The sequence below is a fragment of the Protofrankia sp. CiT1 genome, assembly GCF_917627335.1.
GTDB lineage: Bacteria > Actinomycetota > Actinomycetes > Frankiales > Frankiaceae > Protofrankia.
Map to the genome: position 1 here is coordinate 95,062 of NZ_CAKJTP010000001.1, position 3,748 is coordinate 98,809.

General features: G+C 70.9%; 5 protein-coding genes. All 5 read right to left on the minus strand.

The features are described from left to right. Positions 1-15 precede the first annotated feature (15 nt). The 5 genes from MJ785_RS00420 to MJ785_RS00440 all read right to left on the minus strand — a co-directional run bounded on the left by MJ785_RS00420 (position 16) and on the right by MJ785_RS00440 (position 3,588). Positions 16-879 carry a hypothetical protein gene (locus tag MJ785_RS00420; RefSeq protein WP_239379867.1) on the minus strand — a complete coding sequence of 288 codons (864 nt, stop codon included), beginning with the start codon at positions 877-879 and terminating at the stop codon, positions 16-18. A 109-nt stretch (positions 880-988) separates the two neighbouring features. Then, complete coding sequence (locus MJ785_RS00425) at positions 989-1,246, minus strand: hypothetical protein (RefSeq protein ID WP_239308047.1); 258 nt, start codon at positions 1,244-1,246, stop codon at positions 989-991. Positions 1,247-1,422: 176 nt separating this feature from the next. Next, positions 1,423-2,742, minus strand: a complete 1,320-nt coding sequence (locus MJ785_RS00430) for an NYN domain-containing protein (RefSeq protein ID WP_239308046.1) — start codon at positions 2,740-2,742, stop codon at positions 1,423-1,425. After that, on the minus strand, positions 2,739-2,975 hold the full coding sequence (locus MJ785_RS00435; protein WP_239308045.1) for a hypothetical protein: 237 nt from the start codon (positions 2,973-2,975) through the stop codon (positions 2,739-2,741). Before MJ785_RS00435 ends, MJ785_RS00430 begins: the two co-directional genes overlap by 4 nt. Positions 2,976-3,192: 217 nt before the next feature. Then, positions 3,193-3,588, minus strand: a complete 396-nt coding sequence (locus MJ785_RS00440) for an HIT family protein (RefSeq protein ID WP_239308044.1) — start codon at positions 3,586-3,588, stop codon at positions 3,193-3,195. Positions 3,589-3,748: the final 160 nt, after the last annotated feature.

The following is a 3,748-nucleotide window of genomic DNA, read 5'->3' on the forward strand; positions in this document are numbered from 1 at the left end:
CCGGTCAGCACCGGCTCACGCGGGCGGTCGCCGGTCCGTCCCGGTCGGGAGCTGAGCACGCAGGTACGACCTCCACCGGGCGACGAAACCGGCCTCCGTGGTGCCCAGGAACCGCTGGAAAGCCCCGGCCAGCCGAGTATTCGGGCCGCCTTCGCCCGACCCCACCTGTCGGTAAAAGCCGATGAGCCCGTCCGTGCCGACCGTGTCCGCGATCAACTTGCAGGCGAGCCACGCCTCCTGGTAACTACGGGGAACCGTCCCATCCGTGGCTGTGAACGCCGCGTCACCCGGCAGCGCGTCAGGCAGCCAGCCAGCCTGGACCTCGACCGCCAGTTCCGGGGCCGCCCGGCGCACGCTCAGGGCCACGCCGGCATGCCCCACCGCTTCGGCAAGACCCTCCACCAACCAGGTGGGGGTACCGGGGCCGGTCACATCCGCACTCGCCAGATGGGTCAGCTCATGGCGCAGTACCACCTGGCGGCCCTCGGGGGTAAGCCGTTCATAGACATCGGGATTGATGACCACCCGGGTGGCATCGCCGCCCGGTGCTCCAGCCCCACCCGCCCGCGGGATCACCGCGACCGCAGCCTCGCCGTCCGTGCCCGCGCGGCCCACCCGTGCGCGGAACCCCGCGCTGTCCGCGGGAAGGTCGATCCTGACAGGGGCGGACCATGCCCCGTCCCAGACACCACGCACGTAGCGCAGCGCGTCACCGGCTTCCCGCCGGACCTGAGTAAGCCGTGCGGGTGACACGCCGTAACCCGTGATGGTCAGCTGGTCGGTGGGGCGATGGAGCGTATCAGCCTGGCCCGAAGGAGCGACGGCGACCAACGACGCCCCGACGCCGGCCGCGACCGGCAGGAACACGAGCGCAACCACGATCACAATCGATGACAAGCGCCGCGGCCCTCGTCTCGGCGGTCGCCGCGGACCGCGCAACGATGGCCGGCCCCTCGATGACAAGCGCCATCGGCCAGTGCCGCGGGGCTCAGCCGGCTCGGCGCGCACGTCCGTGTGAGCGTTGCGCGGGCGAGAGGCGTGCCGGCCCGGCAGGGGGTGGTGTGAGCGGCACGGGACGCGGCCACGGGGTCATGCGCGCCAGCAGCCCGGCGTCGGCCAGTAGCGCCAACGCCCGCAGCTCGGTCTCGTCCCAGCCGGCCGCGGGGTCGGACCCGAGCAGGACGTGCAGCGCACAGTCGCCACAGGCGTCCCCGCGAACCGCGCAGGTGCCACAGTCGATCAACATCGTCTCCGCCCCTCCAGCCGATACCGGCCGCCTACGTCACGATTCCCCAGCACCTGCGGCAACACAGGCAACGAGTAGCACTGAGACACAACGTAGCCACGGGGTACGACAAGTTTTCCCAACCGTCCCGACGGTGCTGAGGCCCGGCCGCCCGGTCAGCGCCCAGGCCCGGCGGCTCAGGATCGGTCGAGGCGAGTCAGCAGCGCGGCGGACGGGACCGGCCGGGCACCCGACATCCGGCTCGTTTCCGCCACTTCCCGATCGGAGGTCACCACAGCCACCGGGCGGCCCGCCGGCTCAGCCCGCACCAACCGGATGATCTCCTCGTCGGCAAGCTGACCGGACCGGCTGAACACCACCCGCACCCCGCGGGGCGTGGCCACCCCGACCGGCCGCGCGATCACCGCGGTCGCGTCGAAGACCACCGTGATCTCGCTCTCGGGCGCGCGACCGACCAGCGCGCCGAGCCCTGACAGCAGCCGGGCGCGCTGCGCCTGCAAGGTCAACGAGCCATAACCACGCTTGGTCACATTGTAACCGTCGATAATGAGGTGCACTCCGGGAACCGCTAGGACCTCGTCGACAACCCCGGGATCGTCCTCAGCCAGGCCGCGCACGCCCACCCCGCAGAACGGATCGAACAGTGCCGTGCCATCGTTCTCGCGACCGGCGACATCCGCGGGCCGCCGTACGGCGGTCGGCAGCGAGAGCTCCTTGCGGAAACCGTTCGCGGCGGCCATCAGGGTGTCAAGCAGAACGCGCAGGCGCACGTCCTCCACGGACCTGGCTTCCCGGCTGCCTCGCCGCGCCGCCGCCAGCGCCGCCTCGAGCTCGACGACCCGCTGTCGCAACCGGCGGGTCTCGGTCTCGGCCTCCCGGGCCGCGGCGACCGCGTCGTCGCGACTGCGCTCAGCCCTCTGGATGGTCTCCTGGGCGTCCAGCTCGGCCCGACGCACCCGGTCAGCCGATGATCTCAGCCGCCGACGAGCATCCTCAACCTCGGTCCGGGCCGCCGCCAGCCGGTCACGCAGCTGATCGCTCTCAGCCCTGGAACTGCGCTTCAACGCCTCGAGCCGCTCATGGAGACGTGCGGCGGCATCGGCGGCCTGCGCCGCGCGGGCCGAAGCGGCCGTCTCGGCCAGTTCCTGAGCGGCGGCCTCGACCATCCGCTCCCAGCCGGGCAGGCGCAGGACGTAGGCGACGGCCGCGATCTCCTCGGGTGGGGCCGCTTCGGGCGGTCCCTCGGCTGAGGAAAGTGCCGCGACGAGATCGGGCAGGGCGAGCCGGACCCGCTCGGCCACCCGCCCGCGGAAAACCGCGTCGTTCGCGATCGCGGCGGCCAACGGGGTGGCCCCGAGCCGAGCGCGTCGCGACGGGATGAAGCGCCGGACCGCGATGAGCGCGGCCGGCACATCCTGCTCGGGAATGTCCGCGAGGGTGTCAGCGGCAAACGTGACGACCTGCGCCCGGACGTTGGGCGGGAGTGGCTCGCTCACCCGGACGCCGGCCGAGGCTCACACACCACGCTGTCCACCGCGCCACACCACCGACACCAGACATGCTCGATCTTCTCGTCCACGATGTCCCGTTCCTCCACACGCGGGACACCAGCAAGATCGACATGGACGTAGTCCCGTGACCGTAGCGTTCTCGCCACATCGAAACGGGTCAGATTACCACATATCCCGCACCGCCAGCGGGTATGCGGTCCGGGCAGGTCGACGGGCACGGCGCAGGCTCCGGGGCGCGATGGGAACAACGATGACGCATCAGCGTATAGGGAGCAGGCAGGCCCTTCCGGATCGCCAGCGTTCCGCGCCGGCTCGTCCCAGCGGTGACAAACCGGGGGACGCGGCATCGCGGGGCTGGGGCACGCGCCTCCTGCCGGGCGCGCCAAGCCCAGCTGATCATTTTACGCGGCTGAGCTCGCCCGCCGGCGGCGACCACTAGATCAACGCGGTCCGGATACGGTCAGCCGCGTCATCCAGCGCGGCCGGGTCGGGATTGTGATCAGCTCTGGCAAAGGAAAGCTCGGCCTCAGAATCGATCGCGACGATATGCACGTGGACGTGCGGCACTTCCAGACCGGCCAGCAGCGCGGCCACCTTCCGGGGACGGAACGCCTTGTCCACGGCCCGTCCCACCCGCGCGGCTCCGCTCCACAGCTCCCGCAGCACGTCCGACGGAAGATCAATCCAGTGATCGACCTCCAGCCGCGGGACCACCAGGGTGTGCCCGGGGGTGAGAGGAGCAATCGTCAAAAACGCCACGCAGTGATCGTCCTCATAGACGATCCGCCCGGGCAGCTCACGATTGATGATCCGGGTGAAGACGCTGGCCATACCTGGACACTATCGGTAGGAGGGTCATCGGCACGAGGTGCCGCCCGGGGGCTCCAACCGGTCGGCCCCGCCACCGAGGATGACGAGAAAGCCACCCGCTGAAAGAGAGCCGTCCGCCTTGGCACCCGTCCGCGGCGAAACCCGGCTGCCACCCAAACCC

Coding starts and splice junctions, on each gene's coding strand:
- MJ785_RS00425 (WP_239308047.1), bottom strand. CDS start 1,246: ATGTTGATCGACTGTGGCACCTGCGCGGTTCGCGGGGACGCCTGTGGC.
- MJ785_RS00440 (WP_239308044.1), bottom strand. CDS start 3,588: ATGGCCAGCGTCTTCACCCGGATCATCAATCGTGAGCTGCCCGGGCGG.